A 23,022-nucleotide genomic window follows, 5' to 3' on the forward strand; every position below is an offset into this window, starting at 1 on the left:
ACGCCTTATACAAACATATAAGCACGATAAGAGATTCAGGCAATGGAGTAATTACAACTGTTCGCGGTAAAATCACCTAAAATCAACAATCTCATTTTACTATAACAAATTTTTTGTCGAAAAATGAAATAAAATCTACATTACATCATAATAAATTCAAATATTTTACTAAAACGGCCGTCTATAAAAAAAGAAGTTTACCAACATGTAATTAGTAAACTTCCTTTTTCATATCCATCCTTTTTCTTCTGCAATTGTAATGGCTTCAATTCTGTTTTTCGCATTAAGCTTCGTTAATACTTCTGAAATATAGTTTCTTACTGTACCAGGAGAAAGATACAGTGCCTTTGCAATGTCATTTGTTGTCTTTCCTTCTTTTGCTAATAACAGGACTTCCCTCTCGCGATCTGATAATGGATTTTGTTCTTGCCATAATCCAAACATGAGCTCTGGAGAAATTTCGCGTTTTCCTTTCATCACATTGCGAATGGCTTCCGCTAATTCTTCGCTCGGGCTATCTTTCAATAAGTATCCATGCACACCAGCTTTCATCGCTCTTTCAAAGTAACCAGGACGTGCAAATGTTGTTAAAATCATTACTTTGCATGATGATTTCTTCTTCTGCAATGTTTCAGCAACATCCAATCCACTTTGAATCGGCATTTCAATATCCATGATACTAACATCCGGTTGTAGCTTTTCAATTAATGTGAAAGCCTCTTCTCCATTTTCCGCTTGTCCAACCACTTCCATATCGTCTTCTAAATCAAGCAACGCCCCCAATGCGCCGCGCAGCATTCGTTGATCCTCAGCAAGGATAATTCGAATCATGCTCTCACCCCATCTTTTCCTATTCTAATTACAATAGGAACGGTCACCATTAACATCGTTCCTTGCTGCAGTTCCTTTAGTTCCAATGAACCATCAATAAGCGCAAGCCGCTCTTTCATTCCCAAAATCCCATTTCCATCATGACTTCGTTTTTGGAAACCTACTCCGTTATCTTTCACCTGCAAAATCAGTTTTCCTTGTGTTTCACATAAAGACACTTCGCATGATGTCGCCTTACTATGTTTCACAACATTCGTTATGGCTTCACGCAGGCACATTCCTACAATATTTTGTTCAAGCGGTGATAAGGAATGAAAACTCACCTGCTGATTCACTGCTAATGAAATATTAGCAGCGTGTAAAATCATCTTGATTTGTTCTAACTCTTCTTCTACGGTAATCATTCGCATATCAGCAATGAGTTCACGAAGTTGCTTTAAGGCTGTTCGCGATGTTTGTGTAATTTCCTTTACTTCTATGCTAGCACGCTCTGGATTCTTTACAATTAACTTCTCAGCGAGCTGACTTTTTAAAGTAATAAGAGATAATGTATGTCCTAACGTATCGTGGAGATCCCTTGCAATTCGTTGGCGCTCTTCGCGTTTTACTAACTCTTTAATCTGTTCATTTGCTTCATTCAATTGATTCTTTAGCATCCTTTTCTGATTAAAATTACGCATCGCAAATGGCATCATAAGCATTAAAATAAACATCGGTACTCCACTTAAAAAAGAGTTGACTGAAAAAATTTGACTAAACGTTAATATAAAAGCAACAACAGTTAACACTAATAAAGAAAACAATACGCGAAAGGATCTTTTTGTTGGTGCAAATGCGATTGCATTTGCTGTAAAAAAGCATAAAAAAATAAGATAGGGGCTATAAAAAATCCCTAAATAAAACGCAATAAACATTTGAAAGCATGCCCATACTATAAATGTTCTTTTTACAAAATAAAGTTGCCGGTATGCTAGAACAAAAACAACTAGCATACCGGATCCTATTACTAACTTCCAACCAGTCTGTTGAGATAGTGAATAAATCGGAAATGCTAAATAGACAAGCCAGACGTACGGGAAAAAACCCATATTTTTTGGAAATATTTCAAACTGCTTCTTCTCTATCACTCTATACCGCTTCCTGTCTTTTTCTTATATATATTGATATTACAACAAAAACAAGGAAATAACCTCCTAAAATTACGAAACTTTCCAACGATATAGACTTACCAGCTACAATATCCCATGCTCCACTTCCAAAATGATATGTTGGTGTCCATTCACCAATCGATCGTAATACTTTTGGAAATACTTCAATCGGCATCCATAAACCGCCTAGCACCGCTAAACTCATATTTAAAATATTAGCAAGTCCTGAAGCGGCATCCGCTTTCTTAATAGATCCAATAATTGTTCCAAGCGCTAAAAATGGAGTAACCCCTAATAAAAGCCACAATCCAGCACCGACCCATTGTCCCAATGTTAAATCTACATGATTCATCACCTTGCCTACGATAAAAATAACTAGGATAGAAAAAGCATTTACTACTGTTTGAGCAATAACTTTAGCTGTTAAATATACTCCTTCCGGGAGGGGAGTAACTTTTAAAAGATGAGTCCAGCCTTGTCCTTTTTCCTGTGATAGCCTTACACCGAAACTAAAAAGTGCAGTTCCTACAATACTAAAGGCTGCCATCGAAATTAAATAATGCGCTTTCCAAGCATCTCCGTTTTGTGGCACCTGAATAACATTTGTAAAAATGTAATAAAACATAACTGGCATTAATAAAGAGAAAAAGATAAATAGTTTATTACGAAACGTACGGAAAATCTCTATTTTACACTGCATCCATATCGCTCTCATACAATTCCCTCCTTCTGATTTGCAACAAACTGTTCAAAAGCCTCATCAAGACTTCCACGTTCCACTGCGATATCTTTAACAGGTAAACTCTTTTGAAAAATGGCCCGCAATGTATCGTCTATATCATCTGTTGTTAAAATGATGCGCTGATTATGAAACTGCACACCCGTAACATGTGGTAATTCCTTCAATAAAGCTGTTGGGATTTTCTCCTTCATAGAAAAAGAAATCGTTTTTTGTGAAATGGTTGCTTTCATTTCTTCTGGTGTTCCATCAGCAATGATTTTTCCATTTGCAAACAACAAAATTCGATTAGCTAAAGCATCCGCCTCTTCTAAATAATGTGTTGTTAAAATAATTGTTTTTCCTTCACTTGCTAGTTTTCGAATTGTTTCCCAAAAATGTTTCCTCGATGTAATATCCATACCTACAGTAGGCTCATCTAAAAATAGCAATTCTGGGTTCCCTGCAAGTGCAAGGGCAAAATTTAACCTTCTCTTTTGTCCACCTGATAATTTCTCACATCGTTGTTTTCTCTCTGACTCTAAGTTCGATAGTCGCAGTAATGTTTCTTTTGCAATCGGGCTTGTATAATAACTACGAAATAATTCAATTGCTTCTTCCACTGTTACACTATCAATCACACTAACCCCTTGTAGCATTGCACCGAGGCGATTTCGAACACTTTGATGTTTCGGACTCTTTCCAAATAGGGACACATTTCCTTTTGATGGCTCTTTTAATCCAAGCATCATAGAAATGGTTGTTGTTTTCCCCGCACCATTCGGACCAAGCAATGCGACAATTTGTCCTTTCTCCACATGAAACGAAACGTTATCTACTGCTTTTTTATATTTAAATATTTTTGAAACATTATTTACTTCAATAATCTTTTCCATCTCTCTACCCCCGTTACTTCTTATGTTTATATTGTATAAATTGGAAAACTAAGAAAACAGTATGATGCGTCATGACTTGCACATGACAATTGTCACATATTCTCTATGAGCAGAATCACCCCTGTATATTGCACACAAGTAGCAGGACAAAAATAAACATGATACAATCGGGTAAGATACATTCGAGGAAGGACAGTGGTTTTCATGATTATTCGTAATGAACAAGATTTAGAAGGTTTACGAAAAATCGGCCGTATTGTTGCGCTTGCACGCGAGGAAATGAAAAAGCAAGCGAAGCCGGGTATGACAACGAAAGAACTTGATTTAATTGGTAAAAAAGTATTAGATGAACACGGTGCTATTTCTGCACCTGAAAAAGAATACGATTTCCCAGGTGTAACGTGCATTAGTGTAAATGAAGAAGTTGCCCATGGTATCCCAGGAGATCGTGTATTAAAAGAAGGCGATTTAGTAAACGTAGATGTATCTGCTGCACTCGATGGTTATTATGCGGATACAGGCATTTCATTTGTCCTTGGAACAGATGAAGAAAAAGAAAAGCTTTGCCAAGCAGCAGTAGATGCATTTTGGGCAGCTATGAAAAAGGTGAAAGCTGGTTCAAAACAAAATCAAATTGGTCGTGCAGTTTCCAACTTTGCACATAAAAACGGATATAACGTTATTCAAAACTTAACTGGACACGGTATCGGACTTAGTCTTCATGAGGCACCAAATCACATTTTAAATTACTATGATCCAATGGATAATGCACTTTTAAAAGACGGACTTGTTATTGCTGTGGAACCATTCATTTCTATGAAAGCTGATCATATTATCGAACGCGGTGATGATGGTTGGACATTCATTACACCAGATAAAAGTCTTGTTGCACAATGCGAACATACCATTATTGTTACACGTGGTGAACCAATTATTTTAACACAATTACAAGACTAAAATAAAAAGGTGATTCTTTTTCAGAATCACCTTTTTAAACGGGGCGAGGCTGTTCAAATCTTGAACAGCCTCTTTTTTCATATGGATGCCTTACATATATCACTGATGATAATCATGGAATGCGAAAACATGATTATCACCTTCATAAGGTTCAAGCAATAAGAAAAAGAAATCCTAAATGGGATCTCTTTTCTCTACATAATCTAAAGTTTGGGTACACTAGATCCATGCAATTTAGGGGCTTTCAAAGAGAAAGCGAGCCTTCAGTTAGAATGATAACATACATATCCTTATCAAAAATATGTAAATATACATATTTTATCGTTCTACCCTATTTCTCAAATGTAAATAATTGAAAATACAGAAATTTTATAATAAAATACGGAGTACTAGCCATCTTCTTTTGTCAGTCATAAAGATTAGAAGAATGGGAGAGAAAAATATGAAAAGATTACTAAAGAAAAAAATAGTAAGCTCTTTGCTTGCTGCTACACTCGCTATTAGCCTCGCTCCAATCGGACAAGCAAAGGCTGATGCCCCACCAGAAACTATAAAAACTCCACCTATTACCCAACAAGTTGATGCAAATCGCGCCATCGAACACGTCCGATTCTTATCCGAAACCATCGGTCCGCGCCCTGGTGGAACAAAATCAGAACAATGGGCTTCCCGTTATGTTGGAATGAAACTACAATCACTAGGATATGAGGTAGAATATCAGCCTTTCTCTGTACCCGATCAATATGTAGGCTTTATAGACTCATCATTATCACAATCAAAAAGTTGGCAAGCTGGGGCTGCCTCAAATGCGCTTATTTCTAGTAACCCTGTTACTGCTTCTCTCATTTTTGTACAAGGTGGAACAAATTTAAATGATATTCCAAATGAGGTAAACGGAAAGATTGTTTTATTTGAACGAGGTAACACGGTAACAGACTATAACAAACAAGTCGAAAATGCTGTAGCAAAGGGAGCTAAAGGTGTCCTATTATATAGCCTAATTGGCGGTCGCGGAAATTATGGGCAAACTTTTAATCCACAGTTAACAAAAAAACAATCCATTCCTGTATTTGGTCTTGCTTATGCACAAGGGAATGCATTTAAAGAAGAACTTGCGACAAACAAAACGATAACGCTCTCTTTAAAAGCAAGACATGAGACAAATCTACAATCTGTAAATGTTATCGCAAAAAAGAAACCACAAAAGAGTACTGGAAATGAAAAAGCTGTCATTATAAGCTCTCACTATGATAGTGTCGTAGGAGCACCTGGGGCAAATGATAATGCTTCTGGAACAGGATTAGTATTAGAGTTAGCTCGTGCTTTTCAAAATGTAGAAACAGATAAGGAAATTCGGTTCATTGCTTTCGGCTCAGAAGAAAGAGGATTACTAGGATCCGATCATTATGTACAAAACTTATCGCAGAAAGAACGCGATCGTATTTTAGGTGTGTTCAATGCTGACATGGTTGCTACAAACTATGAGAAGGCTAAGAACTTATATGCTATGACTCTTGATGGTTCAACAAATCTTGTAACGAATGCTGCATTACAAGCTAGTAAGGAGCTAAATAATGACCTTGTTCTTCAAGGAAAGTTCGGTTCAAGCGACCATGTTCCATTTGCTGAGGTTGGTATTCCTTCTGCATTATTTATTTGGATGGGCGTCGATAGCTGGGATCCATTAATCTATCATATTGAGAAAGTATACCATACGCCTCAAGATAATGTACTAGAAAACATCTCACCAGAACGTATGAAAATGGCATTAGAAGTCATTGGTACTGGTGCTTATAACTCAATTCAAAATACGAATGTGCAAACAGAGCAAAAAGCAGCTTAATCGTCAAACCACCGATTATTCGGTGGTTTTTTATTGAGAAAAAATAAATATGCATAAAAGCATATTCACTCCCTGTCTTCTTCATGTAAAATATTAGATGTAACACAAATGATTACACCTAAAGGGAGGCATTTCTATTATGAAAAACATGATTATTGCTGGTGCATTAACACTTGCTGGAATTACAGGAGCTACTGCTTTCATCTCTGAAACAAAGGTAGCAGCAGCTACACAAGAACAAAGCTTTACAAAGTTCTATTCTCTTCAACCAGGTACTAGCTCTGAAAAAGAGGCTATTTTTCTAAAAAAAGGACAGGAGCTCACAATCCATCCTAATAGTAAGACTCCTAGTTATAGCGTTTATGATGCAAATCATAATCTAATCGGACACTACTTTGATGGTTACAGCCGCATTTTCACTGCGCAAACAGATGGAAATATGTATGTACAATATCATGCACCATCTACTTACTATAGCCCTATTAGTTTTTCTGTTACTTATACAATTCAATGAAAAAAAAAGGCGATCACAATATGGTGTGATTGCCTTTTTTTGCTTTTCTTTATTACATTTTTTCTGGTGCTGATACTCCTACTAATGCTAATGCATTTTGAAGTGTAATGCGCACTGCTTTCATTAATTCATAACGAGCTTTACTTAATTCTAAGTTATCTTGATTTAATACTTTTTCTGCATTGTAGAAGCTATGAAGAGCTGCTGCTAATTCAAATGCATAGCTTGTAATACGGTGCGGTAGACGTTTTTGTGCTGCTTCTGCAACTGCTGCTGGGAATTCACCAAGTTTTTTCAGTAAGTCAATTTCTTTTTCAGAAGCAACCAGTTTATAGTTTACATCTCCACCTGCATGTAATCCAAGCTCTTCTCCTTGACGAAGGATGCTGCATACGCGCGCGTGAGCATATTGTGCATAGTATACTGGGTTTTCATTTGATTTTGATACAGCTAAATCCATATCAAAGTCTAAATGAGAATCACCGCTGCGCATTGCAAAGAAGTAACGCATTGCGTCCACGCCTACTTCTTCCATAAGTTCACGAAGGGTAACTGCTTTACCTGTACGCTTACTCATCTTCACTTTTTCACCATTTTGGTATAGTTGTACCATTTGGATAATTTCTACTTCAAGTGTTTCTTTCTCATAGCCAAGCGCTTGAATTGCAGCTTTCATACGAGGAATGTAACCATGATGATCTGCACCCCAAATATTGATCAGTTTATCAAATCCACGCTCTAATTTATCGCGGTGATACGCAATATCTGGTGTTAAGTATGTGTAAGAACCATCTTTTTTAATTAATACACGGTCTTTGTCATCACCGTAAGCTGTTGAGCGGAACCAAGTTGCCCCATCTTCTTCAAAGATTTCATTACGCTCTTTTAATACAGCAAGTGCTGCGTCAATTTTACCGTTTTTATATAATGATGTCTCAGAGAACCATACATCAAACTTCACACGGAAGCTATCTAAGTCTTTTTGAAGTTTCGCTAATTCATATTTTAAACCGTATTGACGGTAGAATTCATAGCTTTCTTTTTCATCAGCCTTTACATAGCGATCGCCAAATTCTTCAGCCAAACGCTTTCCGATTTCCATAATATCCGCACCGTGATATCCATCTTCTGGCATTTCTTTCTCTAAACCTAATGCTTGCATATAACGTGCTTCAACTGAAAGAGCTAGATTGTGAATTTGGTTGCCTGCATCGTTAATGTAGTACTCACGAGATACGTCGTATCCTGCTTTTGCCAATACGTTACATAAAGTGTCACCGACTGCTGCTCCGCGCGCATGTCCTAAGTGAAGATCTCCTGTTGGATTTGCAGATACGAACTCAACTTGAATTTTTTCACCTTTACCAGTGTTTGTTTCACCGTAAGCTTCACCAGCTTTTACAATCGTTGGAATTAAATCTGTTAAATAACTGTTATCCATGTGGAAGTTAATAAAACCAGGCCCAGCGATTTCAATTTTTTCAATAGAGGCTTTTTCCTTATTAAAGTTTGTAATTAACTCTTCTGCAATCATACGAGGAGCTTTTTTCGCAACGCGCGCTAACTGCATTGCCATATTTGTAGAGAAGTCACCGTGTGTTTTATCCTTTGGAGTTTCCAATATAACATTTGGAATTTGTTCTTCTGTTGCTAATTCTGCTTTTAATACAGCAGCTTTAATTTCTTCTTTAATCAATTCTTTTACTTGTTCTAAAGAGTTCATTATTTTGCCTCCTTTAAATTAATCGTAATTGTATATCTGCCAGCTTCTTGTTCACTTAGAAGCAATGCGTACGCTAAAAAGAGCTGTCCTTTTTTCTTTTCATCCGACCATTTAAAAAGAACATTATCTGTTTTTGTTTGCAATGCAAACGTGCCAAGTTCACTCTTATATGTACCAGTTGTCCATTCACCCTTTACATGCGTCTGACGCATTGAAACGACACCTGACCTCATAATGAGCACTTGTCCATCTTGAATTTTAATTATCGTCCTCACTTCGCCTTGTTCATTTGGCTCCTGGAATGTTACATATGTACTTTCACCTTTTACATAGTATTGACCATTTGCCTGAAAAGCAACGGTTTCCTTACGTGCCCCTTCACGGATTTCTGTGACGAAATGAACATCCACCGGCAAGCCTGCAAGTTGTTTTTCCACGTCTTGCACACCTTTCAACATTATTATAGATATTAAAATAATTCACTTTTCCTATCATATCAAAAAAAACCCATATCTGTCTGCTGAAAAATCAGGAAAACTCCTTTTCGTAAAATAATTCATCCTTTGTTTCCTTTATATGTTAAAATAATCATTAAATCTAAATATTCTATCATTTAAGGAGCGACAAACATGTTTCCACAAAAATTAAAGCAAGGTGATGAAATCCGAGTCATTTCACCTTCATGTAGCTTAAGTATCGTTTCGCATTACAACCGTAATCTCGCAATTGAAAGATTAACAAATATGGGCTTTCAAGTTACATTCTCGAAACATGCTGAAGAGATAGATCGATTCGCTTCCTCTTCTATTTCTTCAAGAGTTCAAGACCTGCATGAAGCATTCTCTGATCCGAATGTAAAAGCTATTTTAACAACACTTGGGGGATATAACTCTAATGATTTATTGAAATATCTCGATTATGATTGCATTCGTCAAAACCCGAAAATTCTTTGTGGTTACTCTGATATTACCGCTTTAAGTAATGCAATTTATAAAAAAACAGGTTTAGTTACATATTCAGGCCCACATTTTTCATCATTTGGAATGAAACATGGGCTCGACTATACGATAGATTACTTTTTAAAGTGTCTGACTACTAATGATGCAATAGAAATAGTCCCTTCTAAAACTTGGAGCGATGACCTATGGTATATCGACCAAGAGCAGCGAGAATTTATGAGTAACGAAGGATATATTTCCATACATGAGGGTGAAAGTACTGGCGAGATTGTTGGCGGAAATATGAGCACTTTTAATTTATTGCAAGGCACGCCATATATGCCAAGCTTATGTGATAAAATTTTGTTCCTTGAAGAAGATGATTTAACAGGTAAATCTACCATTCAAACTTTCAATCGCTATTTACACTCTCTCATCCAGCAGCCTGGATTTGAACATATAAAAGGCATTGTATTAGGAAGAATGCAAAAAGGAGCAGCGTCCACTATGGAGGACATTCAAGAAATGATTGACTCAAAACCTGAACTCACACATATTCCTGTCATTGCTAACGCTAACTTTGGACATACAACTCCTATTTTTACTTTTCCGATTGGTGGCCGGGTAAAAATGATTTCGCATAAAACAAGTTCGTCGATTACGATTTTAACGCATTAGTAAAGGAGCGAACCCCTTCGCTCCTTTTATGATTTTTCTATCTTTTGCAACGCTTTTGGTGGAATCGATTCTTTTGGTACTTCTGCCCAGCCTTTTCCTTGTATACCTTTTGCGTAAATTTTTATAAAAGTCCCTTCCTGTAATTGACGGTTCACCATCTTTTTAATCATTTGTTGTTTTCCATCTTCTGTATATCCTTTAAGAGTATATAAATACTCATCACCTTTTTTCTCACCTTTATTGATCACCGCATAATAATCTTGTATTTCTTTATTTGAAAAGAAGTTGTCTACAAAGGCATCAACGCCTTCTGTTTTTGTTTGTAAATAATATGCTGTTCCACCTAAAATAATAGCAAAAACTGCTATCACTTTCATTGCCAGCTTCATAGATGCGCCTCCTGTCTAAATTTCTTATATCTGTATTATAAAGAAAAGGGTATACTATACTCTATTGAAATGCATTACATTTATCTTACATGATCGTAAGATTGACTCACTTTGCAGTATTTTCCTAATAAAAAATTTTTCCGTTTCATCCTCTTTTGTATTATTATTGAATAATACAAATTTTTATAACAAAAATCAAAGGAGACAGTTTTTAAATGGCTATCTTACAAGGTTTAGCACTATTACTTGTTGTACTTTTTCTATTTACACTTTTTAGCTACCGCGCTCCTTACGGAATGAAAGCGATGGGAGCTTTAGCAAATGCCGCAATTGCCAGCTTTCTCATTGAAGCATTTCACCGTTATATTGGTGGCGAAATGTTTCATAGCGAATTTTTATTTGCTGTCGGAAAGGCATCTGGTGGTATGAGCGGTGTTGCATCGGCCATTTTAGTCGCATTAGCAATTGGTGTATCTCCTGTATATGCTGTATTAATCGGTATTGCTACTAGCGGATTCGGTATTTTACCCGGATTTTTCGCCGGATATGTTTGCGCCTTTATTGTAAAATTCCTTGAAAAAAGGTTACCAGCTGGCGTTGAATTTTTAGCAATTTTATTTATTGCGGCACCGCTATCACGCGGTATGGCTATGTTTATAGACCCTGTTGTAAATGCAACACTTGGGAAAATTGGTTCTATTATTTCGATTGCAACTACAGAAAACCCAATTATTATGGGCGTTATGCTTGGTGGGCTCATCACAGTTATCTCTACATCTCCATTAAGCTCCATGGCTTTAACTGCTATGCTTCAGTTAACAGGCTTACCAATGGCGATTGGGAGTCTTGCCGTAGCAGCTTCAGCTCCACTGAACTTTATTTTCTTTAAACGTTTAAAGATTAGTTCCAAAAAAGATACGATTGCTGTCGCTATTGAACCATTGACACAAGCTGATATTGTCGCTGCCAATCCGATTCCAATCTATACGACAAACTTTGTCGGCGGTGCATTAGCTGGTATTATCACATCTTTATTTCAACTCGTAAATAATGCACCTGGTACCGCATCACCAATTCCAGGACTTCTTGTTCTTTTTGGATTTAACGATGCAATAAAAGTTACAATCGCCGCTATATTATGTGGGATTGTTACCACAATTATCGGTTATATCGGAACGCTTGTCTTCCGTAAATACCCAATCCGTACCGCTGATGAAATCCGCGGAATTTCTTCAAAAGAAAAAGTCGCATAAAAAAGAGCGAGTTCCCTGCGTGGAACTCGCTCTTTTTTCATATAACTTATAATCATTGTCAAAATTTGAAGAGCGGTCGATATTATGTGTCGAATCGCCGATATCTGAATTTGTGATCGGCTCCGCTTTTATTTTCTCTAGTTATGGTGGCTAGAAGGGGCGGACATTTCACTCCTTCCTGCGAGGCAAAGTGCGCCTCTTCGTCTGGAGTTCCAATGACCTTCCCTTCTGAGCAAGCCACCTCCGCTTTTATTTTACCCAACCAAGTAGCATTTCCCGCACGAATTTGCTTGCTGCGATTGGGGTTTGGTCACTATGGTCGTAGACTGGGGCTACTTCGACTAGGTCAGCTCCAACTACTTTTATATCTGAATTTGCAATTGCTACGATGGAATCTAATAATTCTTTAGATGTGATACCGCCAGCTTCTAACGTTCCTGTGCCAGGTGCATGTGCTGGATCCAATACGTCGATGTCGATTGTGACATAGACTGGGCGTCCTGCAAGTTTTGGCAATACTTTCTTTAATGGCTCTAACACTTCAAATTTATATAAGTTCATGCCCACTTCTTTTACCCATTCAAATTCTTCTTTCATACCAGAACGAATTCCGAAAGAATATACGTTTTCCGGCCCAATTAAATCACATACTTTGCGAATTGGCGTCGCATGGGATAAAGGCTCCCCTTCATAGGACTCACGTAAGTCAGTATGAGCATCCATATGAATGATTGCTAAGTCCGGATATTTTTTTGCCATTGCCTTAAAAACTGGCCAAGACACTAGGTGCTCACCACCAAGACCTAGTGGAAACTTACCGGCATCTAATAGTTTTGTTACATATTCTTCAATCATGTCTATGCTGCGCTGTGGATTTCCAAATGGTAGTGGAATATCACCAGCATCAAAATATTTTACTTCTTCTAGTTCACGATCTAAATATGGACTGTATTCTTCTAGTCCAATTGATACTTCACGAATACGTGCAGGGCCGAAGCGAGAACCTGGACGATAACTTACAGTCCAATCCATTGGCATCCCGTAAATAACAGCTTCTGCCTCTTCAAAACTCGGATGACTTTTAATAAATACTTTACCTGAATAAGCTTCATCAAAACGCATATTCTTTTCCTCCTTATGTGGAACCTAAGGTATCCCAACCTTTCATTATTTCTCAAATTTGGAGTGCTGTACTCCTCTTTCTCGATCACTCTTCATCCTCTTAGCAATAGTAAGAAGACTTTTTTATTTTCTAAAGCATACATAACTAGCATGTTCAAGCCTTATAGACAAACACCTTAAATGAGTTATTTATGCTTTAGCGGCGACTAAAAGAGATTATCCCTTCTAACCGTTCCCCGTCCTTACTTAATTAAATCTCCAACAAACTTCGGTAAAGCAAATGATGCTTTATGAAGTTCTTTTGTATAATACTTCGTTTCGATATCATGGAAACGGTCTTCACTTACTTCTAGTGGATCATACTTTTTAGATCCAATTGTAAATGTCCAAAGTCCACTTGGGTACGTTGGAATGTTTGCTGTATACAAACGAGTAATTGGGAAAATTTCTTTCACATCTTTCACTACATTTGTAATTAATTCTGGTGTAAACCAAGGGTTGTCCGTTTGTGCAACGAAAATCCCATCTTCTTTTAACGCTTTAGAGATTCCAGCGTAGAATCCTTTTGTAAATAAGTTAACTGCTGGTCCGACTGGCTCTGTAGAGTCAACCATAATTACATCGTATTCATTTTCACTTTCTGCGATATGTAGGAAACCATCTCCTACTTTTACTTCCACACGTTCATGATCTAATGCTCCTGCAATAGATGGCAAATATTTCTTAGAATACTCAATTACTTTCCCATCGATTTCAACAAGTGTTGCTTTCTTCACGCTTGGGTGTTTTAGTACTTCGCGAATGACACCACCATCGCCACCACCAACAACTAATACGTTCTCAGGGTTTGGATGTGTAAATAAAGGAACATGCGCTACCATTTCATGATAGACAAACTCATCTTTTTCTGTTGTCATTACCATACCATCTAAAATCAGCATGTTTCCGAACTCTTCTGTTTCTACCATATCAAGCTTTTGAAATTCTGTTTGCTCCGTATGTAATGTGCGGTTAATACGCGCCGTAATTCCAAAATGTTTTGTTTGTTTCTCAGTGAACCATAGTTCCATCGTACAATCACGCCTTTCATTGCAAATTTATAATAGGGACATCATTAATGTCCCCTAACAAAAATAAAACAAAACATCGGAAAAGTATAGTTAAAAGTGTAAAAAGACTAAAAATATATTTAAGTCAACTGACTCTTATATATCGATATAAAGAAAACCCTTTCTTAAGAAAGGGCCTTTGTCTCTATTTCTGCTGATTGACGAACTGGAATAAAAATCATAATACATCCAACTAAAACAACGATTCCACCTACTAAAAACGGACTCTGTGGTGAAATTGCATGACCAATAATTCCCGATAAAATAGGAGCAATTGCTCCGCCTAACCAGCGCACAAAGTTATACACACCCGATGTAATCGATCTTTCATAAGGTGAAATATCCATCACATAGCTTGTGTATAGAGCGTTATTTAAGCCAGATGCTAACCCAGATAAAACAATGAAAACAATTTGTAACCACATGATTTGAACAAAGAATAATGCAACTAATAGGATGGCAAATACAAATAAGCTGAAACGTAGCAATGCCTTCGGTTCATATTTCCCTTCTAATTTATGAGCTAATATCGCAGAACCATATGCTAATGCTAACCCCCATCCGCAAAATACAAATCCAAGTTGGATTGCTGATACATGCATAATAAGTGGTGAATACGCTAGCACAACGAAGAAACCATAGTAATATAACATACCTGAAATCGCACCTTGCATAAATGGTTTATATTTTACTAAGTTAAGTAATTCTCCTACACCAGCTGCCTTACGCTTCGTTTTTCGCTCCGGCTCTTTTACAAAAAAGAATACTAAAATAAATGCTAAGAAAATGAAAAAGCTCGTTGCAAAAAATGGGTAACGCCATGAATATCCGCCTAATATACCACCTAATAACGGTCCGCCAGCCATACCGAAACCAATTGCTGCCTCATATAAACCGACTGCCTCATGAACTTCTTTACTTAGAGCAATCAATAATGTCATTGCAGTTGCAAAAAACATCGCGTTCCCTAGTCCCCATCCTGCACGGAAAAGAGATAATTGCGCAATTGTTTGTGATATAGCACATGTAAATGCAAAAACAGTTACAATCGCAAGACCAATTGTCATCATTCGCTTATCTCCAAATCTGGAAGCAAAGATTCCTGCTGGTAACATCATAATTGCCATCGTTAAAATATACGCTGTAAACAGCATTTCTACTTGCCAATGTGTGGCACCAATTTTCTCAGCTATAATTGGCAAAATGGGGTCGACAACTCCAATACCTGAGAAAGCCAAGAATGTAGCCAATACTGTAATGAATCTTCCCATTTTCTGTCTACTCCCCATGTTCACTTACTCTCCTTTTGTTTTCTCTAAGAAATTACGCGCGCGCTCTAAGCTGTCTTCTAATTCAGCTTTCACTCGCTCCATTTGTTTCATTTTTATATCTAATGTTTGTACTTGACTTTCAAGCATATCTTTAATTTCTTGAATCATCGCTCGGTCAAGCGGATTATCACTATTTCTTCTTTTTTCCATTCGCTCTTTCAATGATAAGAAATGCTGCATTTCTTGCAGAGTAATTCCTAATACTTCCTTTGCTTCTACAATCTTCTTAATTCTCTCAATATCTCGATCTGTATAAAGACGAATGTTTCCTTCACTGCGTTCCGGCGGATGAATTAAACCGATTTCCTCATAATAACGAAGTGTGCGTTTTGTTAAACCGACTTGCTTCGTTACTTCATCGATTTTATACATATGTATCCCTCCTCTTATCATATTATTACATTTTACGTTAACGTTAACTTTTACGCAACTATTATATACTTGTAAATATTTGTAATTTTGATTGTATTTTTTCTATATCAGTTTCATAATGGAGAAAATACATAAATAAGGAGATTTTGAAATGAAGAAACCACTTATTTTCGCACACCGCGGGGCGAAAGGTAGCCATCCAGAGAATACGATGATTGCTTTCCAAGAAGCAGAGCGCATTGGTGCTGACGGGATCGAACTTGATATCCACCTGTCAAAAGATGGCGAACTTGTTGTTATTCATGACGAAACTGTTGATCGCACAACAAATGGTGCGGGACTCGTTTCTGAACAAACAGTAGCGGAACTACAAAGTTTAGATGCTGGGAGTCATAAGCACCCTTCTTTTCATGAAGCGAAGATTCCTACTTTGCGCGAAGTACTCATTTGGCTCTCTACAACAAAACTGCAGCTAAATATTGAACTCAAAACAGATGTGATTCACTATCCGAATATTGAACGAAAAGTTGTCGATCTTGTACGCGAGTACCATCTATCAAACAAAATTATATTCTCATCATTTCATCATGATTCTATTTCATTATTAGCTGAAATAGCACCTGAAATTCCGAGAGCTCTTTTATATGATGAACCCATGTTAGATCCAGTTGGGGAAGCGAGAAAAAGAGAAGCGACGGGGCTACACCCTAATTTTAAACTGTTAACAAAAGAGTTCGTACAAATGGCGCAGAAACAAGGATTTATCTTCCGCCCTTATACAATTAATGAAGAGCAAGACTTGCAAACCATGATAGATTACGGAGTAGATGTCATCATTACAGACTGGCCTACGCGTGCTCTTGGGCTCCTTTCTTAACGGAAAGGGCTCTTTTTTGTGTTTAAAATACAATAAAACCCTCAATACTAGTAAAAGTATATAACGAGGGGATGAAGAAGATGGATCAAACTATCAATTCCAAACTACAAACATATAAACGTCTTTTCTTCACCGTGGCTTTTTCATCTGTTCTATTTTTCGTTTGTTCCTTTTTTATCATTATTATCGTTGCAAAAATAATGGGACCACCTCCCACTTTGGTCCCACAAACGAGTATTTTTTATGCGAATGACGATACAGTTATGGGACAAAGCAATAAGATGCAAAAGCGCTATAATATTCCACTTGAACAGATTTCTCCTTATGTGAAAGAGGCGACGCTTTCGATCGAGGACCAAAGATTCTATAACCATCACGGTTTCGATACGAAGCGAATCATTGGAGCAATCATTGCTGATATAAAGGCGATGGCTAAAGTACAAGGGGCTAGTACTATTACACAACAATACGCTCGTAACCTTTACTTAGACCATGATAAGACATGGAAAAGAAAGCTATTAGAGGCTATTTATACAATCCGCCTTGAAGTCAATTATAGTAAGGATCGTATTTTAGAAGGCTATTTAAATACCATTTACTATGGACATGGCGCTTACGGAATTGAAGCAGCTGCCCAGCTATATTTCAATAAAGCAGCAAAAGATTTAACATTGGCAGAAGCAAGTATGCTTGCTGGAATTCCAAAAGGGCCGAGCCTTTATTCACCTTACTTAAAAAAAGAACGTGCTAAACAAAGACAATCGCTTATTTTAAATGAAATGGTCGAGCAAGGATATATTACAAAACAACAAGCTGAAGCTGCAAAAAAAGAAAGGCTAGCACTTTCTTCATTAGATACAAAAGAAGTGACAGAAATAGCACCGTACTTCCAAGATGCCGTACAAGCTGCTCTTCTTCACGATGTTGGATTAGATGAACAAACATTGCAACGCGGTGGTCTTCGTATTTATACAACATTAGATCCAAAGCTACAAAGCATTGCAGAACAAGCTGTGAAGGATCATATTCCAAAGACAACAGATATCCAAACCGCCCTTGTTTCCATGAATCCGAAAACAGGGGAAGTAGCTGCTCTTGTAGGAGGAAAAGATTATAAGGAGAGCCAATTTAACCGGGCCATCCAAGCTGCTCGTCAGCCGGGGTCAACCTTTAAACCATTTTTATATTACGCGGCACTAGAGAAAGGCTTTACACCTGCTACTCGGTTAAAAAGTGAATATACCGTATTTACTTTAGGAGACGGTGTTTCGAAGTATCAACCGAAAAATTATAAGGGCTATTATGCAGATGATTTTGTAACGATGGCACAAGCTCTTGCCGTATCGGATAATGTGTATGCTGTCAAAACAAACTTATTTTTAGGGACTGAAACTCTCATAAAAACAGCGAAACAATTTGGTATTACAAGTTCATTGCAAGATGTTCCTTCTCTCGCTCTCGGTACATCTCCTGTAAAACCAATTGAAATGGTAAATGCCTATAGTATGTTTGCTAATGGCGGAAAACAGGTGAAACCAGCCTTTATTCGCCGCGTTGTTGATTACGAGGGAAATATTTTATACGATGCACACTTAGAAAGTAAGCAAGTTCTTGATAAAAATAAAGCATTTGTTATGGAAGAGATGATGACTGGAATGTTTAACAAAAAATTAGGCAGTTATGCCGCTGTAACAGGACAATCCCTTCTTCCAAAATTGTCACGAACATATGCCGGAAAATCAGGTTCAACCGAAACAGATAGTTGGATGATTGGCTTCACACCGCAACTTGTCACAGGAGTTTGGGTCGGATATGACCAGCCAAAACCGATTTCCAACCCAGCTGAACAAGGCTATGCCAAAAGAATCTGGGCAGATACAATGGAAAAAGGATTAGATGGTCAGCCGAAGAAAAAGTTGAAGCAACCAAGTGATGTTATCGCTTTAAATATTAATCCTGAAAATGGAAAAATCGCGACAAAAGGATGCCCTACCTTTGTAAAAATGTATTTTACAAAAGGGACGGAGCCAACTGAATATTGTATGGACCATGTTGATGATAAAGAAGACTTTGAGAAAATTAGTAAAGAGAAGAAAAAGGATAGCTGGTGGAAAAAATACATCCCATGGTAAACGAAATGAAAGGCTACTAGAAATACTTCTAGTAGCCTTTCCCTTTCTTATCCTCAATTGGTTTGAAGATATTATACACCAACGATTTTATTCGCCTAATAATGCATGACGTAATTCTGCGCTCGATTCATTCCAAATTGCTTCATTATGCTCTTTTAGGAATCTTCCCAATACTTGTTTAGACGATTCATCCATATGATCAACGATGATGTGACGCTTTAATGATTTATCCATTTTATTTACATGTTCAGGAAGTGATTTATAGCCGCGGCGAATTTCGCGGTCAACTGTCATTTCACAGGCTGTGACACCGGCATAATACGCACCTTTTTCCGTTCTTTCAATCGTTACCCAAACGAGCCAATACGGTTTTCCGTTCGGAACTTCTTCTTTATTTATTAAAAATTTAATTCCCTTTTCTACCACACTGCGCGCATGCATTGCTCCGATATCAACAAAGGCTGTTTGTTCTGTTACATCTACAATAACAGGTGAAATGTTTTCTAGGCTAAGCGCGCCCACACCAAAACCACCATGTCCATCTGTTGAATCGTTCTTTATAATATTAAAACCGATTTTTTTCTTTTTCTCTGTCATAGACAATTCCTCCTCACTCACAGATTATATAAGCCCAAAGATAGGCACAATGATACTTTCTAAAAACCTTAATACTTGCGGAATGACCACGCTGAAAATAGGTTGAATTGTATAGCGATCAAGCGGTGTAATCACAAGAATTAATAACGCAATTGCTCCATATTTTTCATACTGCGTCATTTTGGCGCGAATATTTGCTGGCGCTAAATCTTCCATAACACGATATCCATCAAGTGGCGGAATCGGTAATAAATTAAAAACAAGCAAAACAACATTAAGAACAATAAAAATTTCAAAAAATTGTCCTAATGTATCTGCAACTGCAAATGGAATTGCAGTTAAAACACCAATCCTTATTAGAGCATACCAAATGATTAAGCCGATTGCTGCCAAAAGAAAGTTACTAATCGGCCCTGCAATAGATACTAAAATGCCAGCAAGACGTGGCCTTTTAAAATTATATGGGTTAACAGGTACAGGACGTGCCCAACCAAAGCCTAAAATAAGTACAGCAATCATACCAATTGGGTCTAGATGAGACATTGGAGACAACGTTAAACGCCCCTGTCTTTTTGCTGTGTCATCCCCGAACTTATATGCAACATATGCATGTGCAAATTCATGCACAGATAAAGCGATAATAATAGCCATTGCTACAAGTGGAATTTGGTGCAATGGATACCTAAATAACTGATCCATACTTCATCTCCTCTTCATTATGTCAAAAAAGAAAATATTTGTTTTTTTGCGATTGTTCTCCCTTAAAATCCGTTATAATAAGATTGTAACTTACATAAAGGAGCGAATATACATGCCATACGTAACAGTGAAAATGCTAGAAGGACGCACAGAAGAACAAAAAAAAGCTCTTGCTGAAAAAGTAACTGCAGCAGTAAGCGAAACAACTGGTGCTCCAGAAGAAAACATCGTTGTTTTCATTGAAGAAATGTCTAAAAATCATTACGCAGTTGGTGGAAAACGCTTAAGCGACAAATAATTTCAATCTTTTTAAGTAAGAAGCAGCGATAAGACTGCTTCTTACTTTTTCCCTTCTAATAGCTGGATAATTTTCTCTTTATATTTTCCTTTTCGTCCATCTTCATAGATTAAATCATGTGGGTAAAATAACTTTTGATCCGTTCTCTTCTTACCAGTAATAGCCTCGACAATATCTGATTCACGAGAAAGTTCTCGAAGTTCTCCATTTGGCATACGAAGTAAAATCGGAAGACGTTCCTCTTCCTCTCCTGCTCGGTAAAAGTCATATGGTAAATCTGACGTTGAATCAACAACTAAGTAATATTCTGGATCTAGACCAATCTTTTTAAATAAACTGCTTAACTCCATCCAATTATCTAAACCATGCTTCTCGGTAAATTCTACATATTTAAAAAGATTCCTGTTCATAAAACGGCGACATAAATCGCTAAGGATTGAATCCTCTTCCTCTTGCCATACCTGGAAGTAGTAATACATCACATTTTCATCTAGTTTTAAGTAATCTTCTACTGTTACTTCTTCTTCAAATAAAGAATAGAAATGTACTGGATGATACTTAAATGTATAATATTGTTCATGCAATGTTTTCGCACGGTGTAAAATCTTCGTTAAAATAACTTCAGCACTGCGCGTTACAGGATGAAAATATACTTGCCAATACATTTGATAACGGCTCATAATATAATGCTCAACAGCATGCATACCACTGCTCTTAATAACAACTTGGTCACCATATGGACGCATTACACGCAATATACGCTCCATATCAAAATTCCCATACTTTACCCCCGTGAAATAGGCATCTCGCAACAAGTAATCCATACGATCCGCATCAATTTGACTTGAAATCATACTAATTGCCAATTTATTATGAGATGTTTTCGCAATCACGTCTGCTACCTTCTGCGGAAATTCACAATCTACCCGGCGTAAAACTTCATGAACCTCGGTATCACCAACAATAATTTTTTGTGTAAATTGCTCATGATTAAGTGAAAACACCTTTTCAAATGAATGCGAAAATGGTCCGTGGCCAACATCATGCAAGAGCGCAGCACATAAGCATAATAATCTATCTTCTGCATTCCAATTTGGTCTGCCATCAAATACATCATCAATCATACGACGAATAATCTCATATACACCTAATGAATGAGTAAAGCGACTATGTTCCGCGCCATGAAATGTGAAAAATGTCGTTCCAAGTTGCTTAATACGGCGTAAACGTTGAAATTCTTTTGTCCCAATTAAATCCCAGATGACGCGATCACGTACATGCACATATTTATGTACTGGGTCTTTAAATACTTTCGTTTCGCTGAGTTTGTCGTTTAAATATACCATCGACATCCTCCTTTCTTTACTACATTCTTACTTTATATTATAAACGAAATAGGAAAGAGAAAGAAATGAAAGACTGTATAAAAATACTGTTATATAAAAAAGAAATCACTTTCACGATTCCGAAAGTGATTTCTTTTTTATTATTTCCCTAAAACAAAGTTCGCAACTTCGTCTAAAATCATTTCTTTACCAAGTGGGAAGTATCCTTTGTTTACTGCATCATTTTTAATTGTAAATACGTGGTTGTTCTTAACAGCGTTCATATTTTTCCAAATTGTTTCTTCTTGGAATTCTTTTAAGCGCTGAGAACCGTCACCTGTTGTAAATACGAATAAGTAATCTGGATTGTAGTCGATTAATGCTTCTTTTTGTACTTGTACTAACGGTTTATCCATTGGTGTCCCTGCAACTGCCGGTAATTTTAAATCTGTAAAGATTACGCTACCGTAACCGTAATCACCATATACACGGAATGCATTTGGATATGCAGCCATTTTCATGAACTTCGCATCGCCAGTTTTCGCAACGATTTTATCATGTAATTTGCTTGCTTTATCATCATACTTTTTAAACCATTCTTTTGTTTCTTTTTCTTTATCAAAGATTTTACCTAATTCTTTAAACTTCGGACGCCATTGATCTAATGGAGTTTTTAACATAACAGTTGGTGCAATTTTAGATAGTTGATCATAGATTTTTTCTTGACGATTATTCACAAGAATTAAATCTGGTTTTGCAGCAGCTACTGCCTCAATGTTGATTTTGTCGCCCCAAGCAGAGCCAACTGGTTTTACACCTTTTAATTTATCTGCAATATGAGCATCAATTTTTTCTTGAGACGTATTTGCAGTAATAATTGGTTTCATTCCAAAGATTAATAATTCTTCCGTCGAACCACTAAGGTCAGCAATTTTCTTTGGTTTTGCAGGAATTTTTATTTCCCCTTTTGCATGCTGTACAGTGCGCTCTTTCGCATTTGCGTCAGCTTTCTTTTCTTCCTTCTTATCAGAAGAACAAGCTGCAAATAATACAGAAGTAACAACAAGTACCATTGCTAATAATGTTAGTTTGAATCTCTTCATATTCTTTTCTCCTCCTGGATATCATTTTCTTTATAAGCTGTATATCACTATACGAAACAATAAAAGCAATTTATCAATATATCCCTATTATAAGTTTCGTACATCCCATTCTAACGGGTGTTCAACTTCCCAAACGAAAGTGAGAAGTTCAACATTCATTAGAATGCTT

22 protein-coding genes and 1 pseudogene are annotated in these 23,022 nt (G+C 37.0%); 8 read left to right on the forward strand and 15 right to left on the reverse strand.

Features of this window, described 5'->3' with window-relative positions:
* Positions 1-228: 228 nt before the first annotated feature.
* The 4 genes from MR056_RS07155 to MR056_RS07170 are packed head-to-tail and all read right to left on the reverse strand — an operon-like array spanning position 229 to position 3,593.
* Complete coding sequence (locus MR056_RS07155) at positions 229-831, reverse strand: response regulator transcription factor (RefSeq protein ID WP_012096316.1); 603 nt, start codon at positions 829-831, stop codon at positions 229-231.
* Positions 828-1,958, reverse strand: coding sequence for a sensor histidine kinase (locus MR056_RS07160; protein WP_012096317.1), 1,131 nt, complete (start codon positions 1,956-1,958; stop codon positions 828-830). The genes MR056_RS07155 and MR056_RS07160 overlap by 4 nt, the downstream gene beginning before the upstream one ends.
* A gap of 1 nt (position 1,959) precedes the next feature.
* Positions 1,960-2,694: an ABC transporter permease gene (locus tag MR056_RS07165; RefSeq protein ID WP_087099508.1), complete on the reverse strand. Its 735-nt coding sequence runs from the start codon at positions 2,692-2,694 to the stop codon at positions 1,960-1,962.
* Positions 2,691-3,593 carry an ABC transporter ATP-binding protein gene (locus MR056_RS07170; RefSeq protein WP_012096319.1) on the reverse strand — a complete coding sequence of 301 codons (903 nt, stop codon included), beginning with the start codon at positions 3,591-3,593 and terminating at the stop codon, positions 2,691-2,693. The genes MR056_RS07165 and MR056_RS07170 overlap by 4 nt, the downstream gene beginning before the upstream one ends.
* Before the next feature lie 158 nt (positions 3,594-3,751).
* On the opposite strand from MR056_RS07170, the pseudogene map reads away from it, so the two are divergent.
* The 3 genes and pseudogenes from map to MR056_RS07185 all read left to right on the forward strand — a co-directional run bounded on the left by map (position 3,752) and on the right by MR056_RS07185 (position 6,907).
* Positions 3,752-4,550 (forward strand): annotated as a pseudogene (map, locus tag MR056_RS07175) (type I methionyl aminopeptidase).
* A 442-nt stretch (positions 4,551-4,992) separates the two neighbouring features.
* A complete protein-coding gene (locus tag MR056_RS07180; protein WP_210370637.1) occupies positions 4,993-6,393 on the forward strand; it encodes a M28 family metallopeptidase in 1,401 nt (466 codons plus the stop codon).
* Positions 6,394-6,532: 139 nt separating this feature from the next.
* Entirely contained in the window at positions 6,533-6,907 is a 375-nt protein-coding gene (locus tag MR056_RS07185; RefSeq protein ID WP_012096322.1) for a hypothetical protein, read from the forward strand.
* A 52-nt stretch (positions 6,908-6,959) separates the two neighbouring features.
* Here the strand turns inward: MR056_RS07185 and argS are convergent, their stop codons facing one another.
* Both argS and MR056_RS07195 read right to left on the reverse strand, forming a co-directional pair.
* On the reverse strand, positions 6,960-8,630 hold the full coding sequence (gene argS, locus MR056_RS07190) for an arginine--tRNA ligase (RefSeq protein WP_210370638.1): 1,671 nt from the start codon (positions 8,628-8,630) through the stop codon (positions 6,960-6,962).
* Positions 8,630-9,067 (reverse strand): YwiB family protein, encoded by a 438-nt coding sequence (locus tag MR056_RS07195; protein ID WP_041810142.1) that lies wholly within the window; start codon positions 9,065-9,067, stop codon positions 8,630-8,632. Before MR056_RS07195 ends, argS begins: the two co-directional genes overlap by 1 nt.
* A 192-nt stretch (positions 9,068-9,259) precedes the next feature.
* On the opposite strand from MR056_RS07195, the gene MR056_RS07200 reads away from it, so the two are divergent.
* Positions 9,260-10,246 carry a S66 family peptidase gene (locus tag MR056_RS07200; protein WP_210351874.1) on the forward strand — a complete coding sequence of 329 codons (987 nt, stop codon included), beginning with the start codon at positions 9,260-9,262 and terminating at the stop codon, positions 10,244-10,246.
* A gap of 26 nt (positions 10,247-10,272) precedes the next feature.
* Here MR056_RS07200 and MR056_RS07205 read toward each other — a convergent pair whose 3' ends face one another.
* Positions 10,273-10,635: a YxeA family protein gene (locus tag MR056_RS07205; protein ID WP_012096326.1), complete on the reverse strand. Its 363-nt coding sequence runs from the start codon at positions 10,633-10,635 to the stop codon at positions 10,273-10,275.
* A 215-nt stretch (positions 10,636-10,850) separates the two neighbouring features.
* On the opposite strand from MR056_RS07205, the gene MR056_RS07210 reads away from it, so the two are divergent.
* Positions 10,851-11,888 (forward strand): PTS sugar transporter subunit IIC, encoded by a 1,038-nt coding sequence (locus tag MR056_RS07210; protein WP_012096327.1) that lies wholly within the window; start codon positions 10,851-10,853, stop codon positions 11,886-11,888.
* A 249-nt stretch (positions 11,889-12,137) separates the two neighbouring features.
* Here MR056_RS07210 and speB read toward each other — a convergent pair whose 3' ends face one another.
* From speB to MR056_RS07230, 4 genes are all read right to left on the reverse strand, one after another.
* Positions 12,138-13,010 carry an agmatinase gene (gene speB / locus MR056_RS07215; protein ID WP_012096328.1) on the reverse strand — a complete coding sequence of 291 codons (873 nt, stop codon included), beginning with the start codon at positions 13,008-13,010 and terminating at the stop codon, positions 12,138-12,140.
* 242 nt (positions 13,011-13,252) lie between these two features.
* A complete protein-coding gene (gene speE, locus MR056_RS07220) occupies positions 13,253-14,080 on the reverse strand; it encodes a spermidine synthase (RefSeq protein ID WP_012096329.1) in 828 nt (275 codons plus the stop codon).
* Between the two features lie 164 nt (positions 14,081-14,244).
* Positions 14,245-15,408 carry an MFS transporter gene (locus tag MR056_RS07225; protein WP_210351875.1) on the reverse strand — a complete coding sequence of 388 codons (1,164 nt, stop codon included), beginning with the start codon at positions 15,406-15,408 and terminating at the stop codon, positions 14,245-14,247.
* Between the two features lie 6 nt (positions 15,409-15,414).
* Positions 15,415-15,822, reverse strand: coding sequence for a MerR family transcriptional regulator (locus MR056_RS07230; RefSeq protein ID WP_012096331.1), 408 nt, complete (start codon positions 15,820-15,822; stop codon positions 15,415-15,417).
* 151 nt (positions 15,823-15,973) lie between these two features.
* On the opposite strand from MR056_RS07230, the gene MR056_RS07235 reads away from it, so the two are divergent.
* Together MR056_RS07235 and MR056_RS07240 are read left to right on the forward strand one after the other, a co-directional pair.
* Positions 15,974-16,699, forward strand: coding sequence for a glycerophosphodiester phosphodiesterase (locus MR056_RS07235; RefSeq protein ID WP_210351876.1), 726 nt, complete (start codon positions 15,974-15,976; stop codon positions 16,697-16,699).
* 80 nt (positions 16,700-16,779) lie between these two features.
* Positions 16,780-18,831 (forward strand): transglycosylase domain-containing protein, encoded by a 2,052-nt coding sequence (locus MR056_RS07240; RefSeq protein WP_210351877.1) that lies wholly within the window; start codon positions 16,780-16,782, stop codon positions 18,829-18,831.
* 87 nt (positions 18,832-18,918) lie between these two features.
* On the opposite strand, the gene MR056_RS07245 is transcribed toward MR056_RS07240, so the two are convergent.
* Positions 18,919-19,428 (reverse strand): YwhD family protein, encoded by a 510-nt coding sequence (locus MR056_RS07245; RefSeq protein ID WP_012096340.1) that lies wholly within the window; start codon positions 19,426-19,428, stop codon positions 18,919-18,921.
* Between the two features lie 24 nt (positions 19,429-19,452).
* Positions 19,453-20,127, reverse strand: a complete 675-nt coding sequence (locus MR056_RS07250) for a site-2 protease family protein (RefSeq protein WP_087095624.1) — start codon at positions 20,125-20,127, stop codon at positions 19,453-19,455.
* 112 nt (positions 20,128-20,239) lie between these two features.
* Here MR056_RS07250 and MR056_RS07255 point away from each other — a divergent pair, with 112 nt between their 5' ends.
* The gene (locus MR056_RS07255) at positions 20,240-20,425 is read left to right on the forward strand and encodes a 2-hydroxymuconate tautomerase (protein ID WP_001147171.1); all 186 of its coding nucleotides are present in this window, start codon (positions 20,240-20,242) and stop codon (positions 20,423-20,425) included.
* A gap of 41 nt (positions 20,426-20,466) precedes the next feature.
* Here MR056_RS07255 and MR056_RS07260 read toward each other — a convergent pair whose 3' ends face one another.
* Positions 20,467-21,771 carry an HD domain-containing protein gene (locus MR056_RS07260; protein ID WP_012096343.1) on the reverse strand — a complete coding sequence of 435 codons (1,305 nt, stop codon included), beginning with the start codon at positions 21,769-21,771 and terminating at the stop codon, positions 20,467-20,469.
* A 140-nt stretch (positions 21,772-21,911) separates the two neighbouring features.
* Entirely contained in the window at positions 21,912-22,853 is a 942-nt protein-coding gene (locus tag MR056_RS07265) for an ABC transporter substrate-binding protein (protein ID WP_012096344.1), read from the reverse strand.
* Positions 22,854-23,022: the final 169 nt, after the last annotated feature.

Origin of the sequence: Bacillus cereus group sp. BfR-BA-01360 (genome assembly GCF_022663595.1) — a bacterium.
In the GTDB taxonomy this organism is placed as follows: Bacteria; Bacillota; Bacilli; order Bacillales; family Bacillaceae_G; genus Bacillus_A; species Bacillus_A cytotoxicus.

Bases quoted from the DNA above. Each gene is read 5' to 3' on its own strand.
- MR056_RS07155 (WP_012096316.1), bottom strand. From the start codon at position 831: ATGATTCGAATTATCCTTGCTGAGGATCAACGAATGCTGCGCGGCGCA.
- MR056_RS07165 (WP_087099508.1), bottom strand. From the start codon at position 2,694: ATGAGAGCGATATGGATGCAGTGTAAAATAGAGATTTTCCGTACGTTT.
- MR056_RS07170 (WP_012096319.1), bottom strand. From the start codon at position 3,593: ATGGAAAAGATTATTGAAGTAAATAATGTTTCAAAAATATTTAAATAT.
- MR056_RS07180 (WP_210370637.1), top strand. From the start codon at position 4,993: ATGAAAAGATTACTAAAGAAAAAAATAGTAAGCTCTTTGCTTGCTGCT.
- MR056_RS07185 (WP_012096322.1), top strand. From the start codon at position 6,533: ATGAAAAACATGATTATTGCTGGTGCATTAACACTTGCTGGAATTACA.
- argS (WP_210370638.1), bottom strand. From the start codon at position 8,630: ATGAACTCTTTAGAACAAGTAAAAGAATTGATTAAAGAAGAAATTAAA.
- MR056_RS07200 (WP_210351874.1), top strand. From the start codon at position 9,260: ATGTTTCCACAAAAATTAAAGCAAGGTGATGAAATCCGAGTCATTTCA.
- MR056_RS07205 (WP_012096326.1), bottom strand. From the start codon at position 10,635: ATGAAGCTGGCAATGAAAGTGATAGCAGTTTTTGCTATTATTTTAGGT.
- MR056_RS07210 (WP_012096327.1), top strand. From the start codon at position 10,851: ATGGCTATCTTACAAGGTTTAGCACTATTACTTGTTGTACTTTTTCTA.
- speB (WP_012096328.1), bottom strand. From the start codon at position 13,010: ATGCGTTTTGATGAAGCTTATTCAGGTAAAGTATTTATTAAAAGTCAT.
- speE (WP_012096329.1), bottom strand. From the start codon at position 14,080: ATGGAACTATGGTTCACTGAGAAACAAACAAAACATTTTGGAATTACG.
- MR056_RS07225 (WP_210351875.1), bottom strand. From the start codon at position 15,408: ATGGGGAGTAGACAGAAAATGGGAAGATTCATTACAGTATTGGCTACA.
- MR056_RS07230 (WP_012096331.1), bottom strand. From the start codon at position 15,822: ATGTATAAAATCGATGAAGTAACGAAGCAAGTCGGTTTAACAAAACGC.
- MR056_RS07235 (WP_210351876.1), top strand. From the start codon at position 15,974: ATGAAGAAACCACTTATTTTCGCACACCGCGGGGCGAAAGGTAGCCAT.
- MR056_RS07240 (WP_210351877.1), top strand. From the start codon at position 16,780: ATGGATCAAACTATCAATTCCAAACTACAAACATATAAACGTCTTTTC.
- MR056_RS07245 (WP_012096340.1), bottom strand. From the start codon at position 19,428: ATGACAGAGAAAAAGAAAAAAATCGGTTTTAATATTATAAAGAACGAT.
- MR056_RS07250 (WP_087095624.1), bottom strand. From the start codon at position 20,127: ATGGATCAGTTATTTAGGTATCCATTGCACCAAATTCCACTTGTAGCA.
- MR056_RS07255 (WP_001147171.1), top strand. From the start codon at position 20,240: ATGCCATACGTAACAGTGAAAATGCTAGAAGGACGCACAGAAGAACAA.
- MR056_RS07260 (WP_012096343.1), bottom strand. From the start codon at position 21,771: ATGGTATATTTAAACGACAAACTCAGCGAAACGAAAGTATTTAAAGAC.
- MR056_RS07265 (WP_012096344.1), bottom strand. From the start codon at position 22,853: ATGAAGAGATTCAAACTAACATTATTAGCAATGGTACTTGTTGTTACT.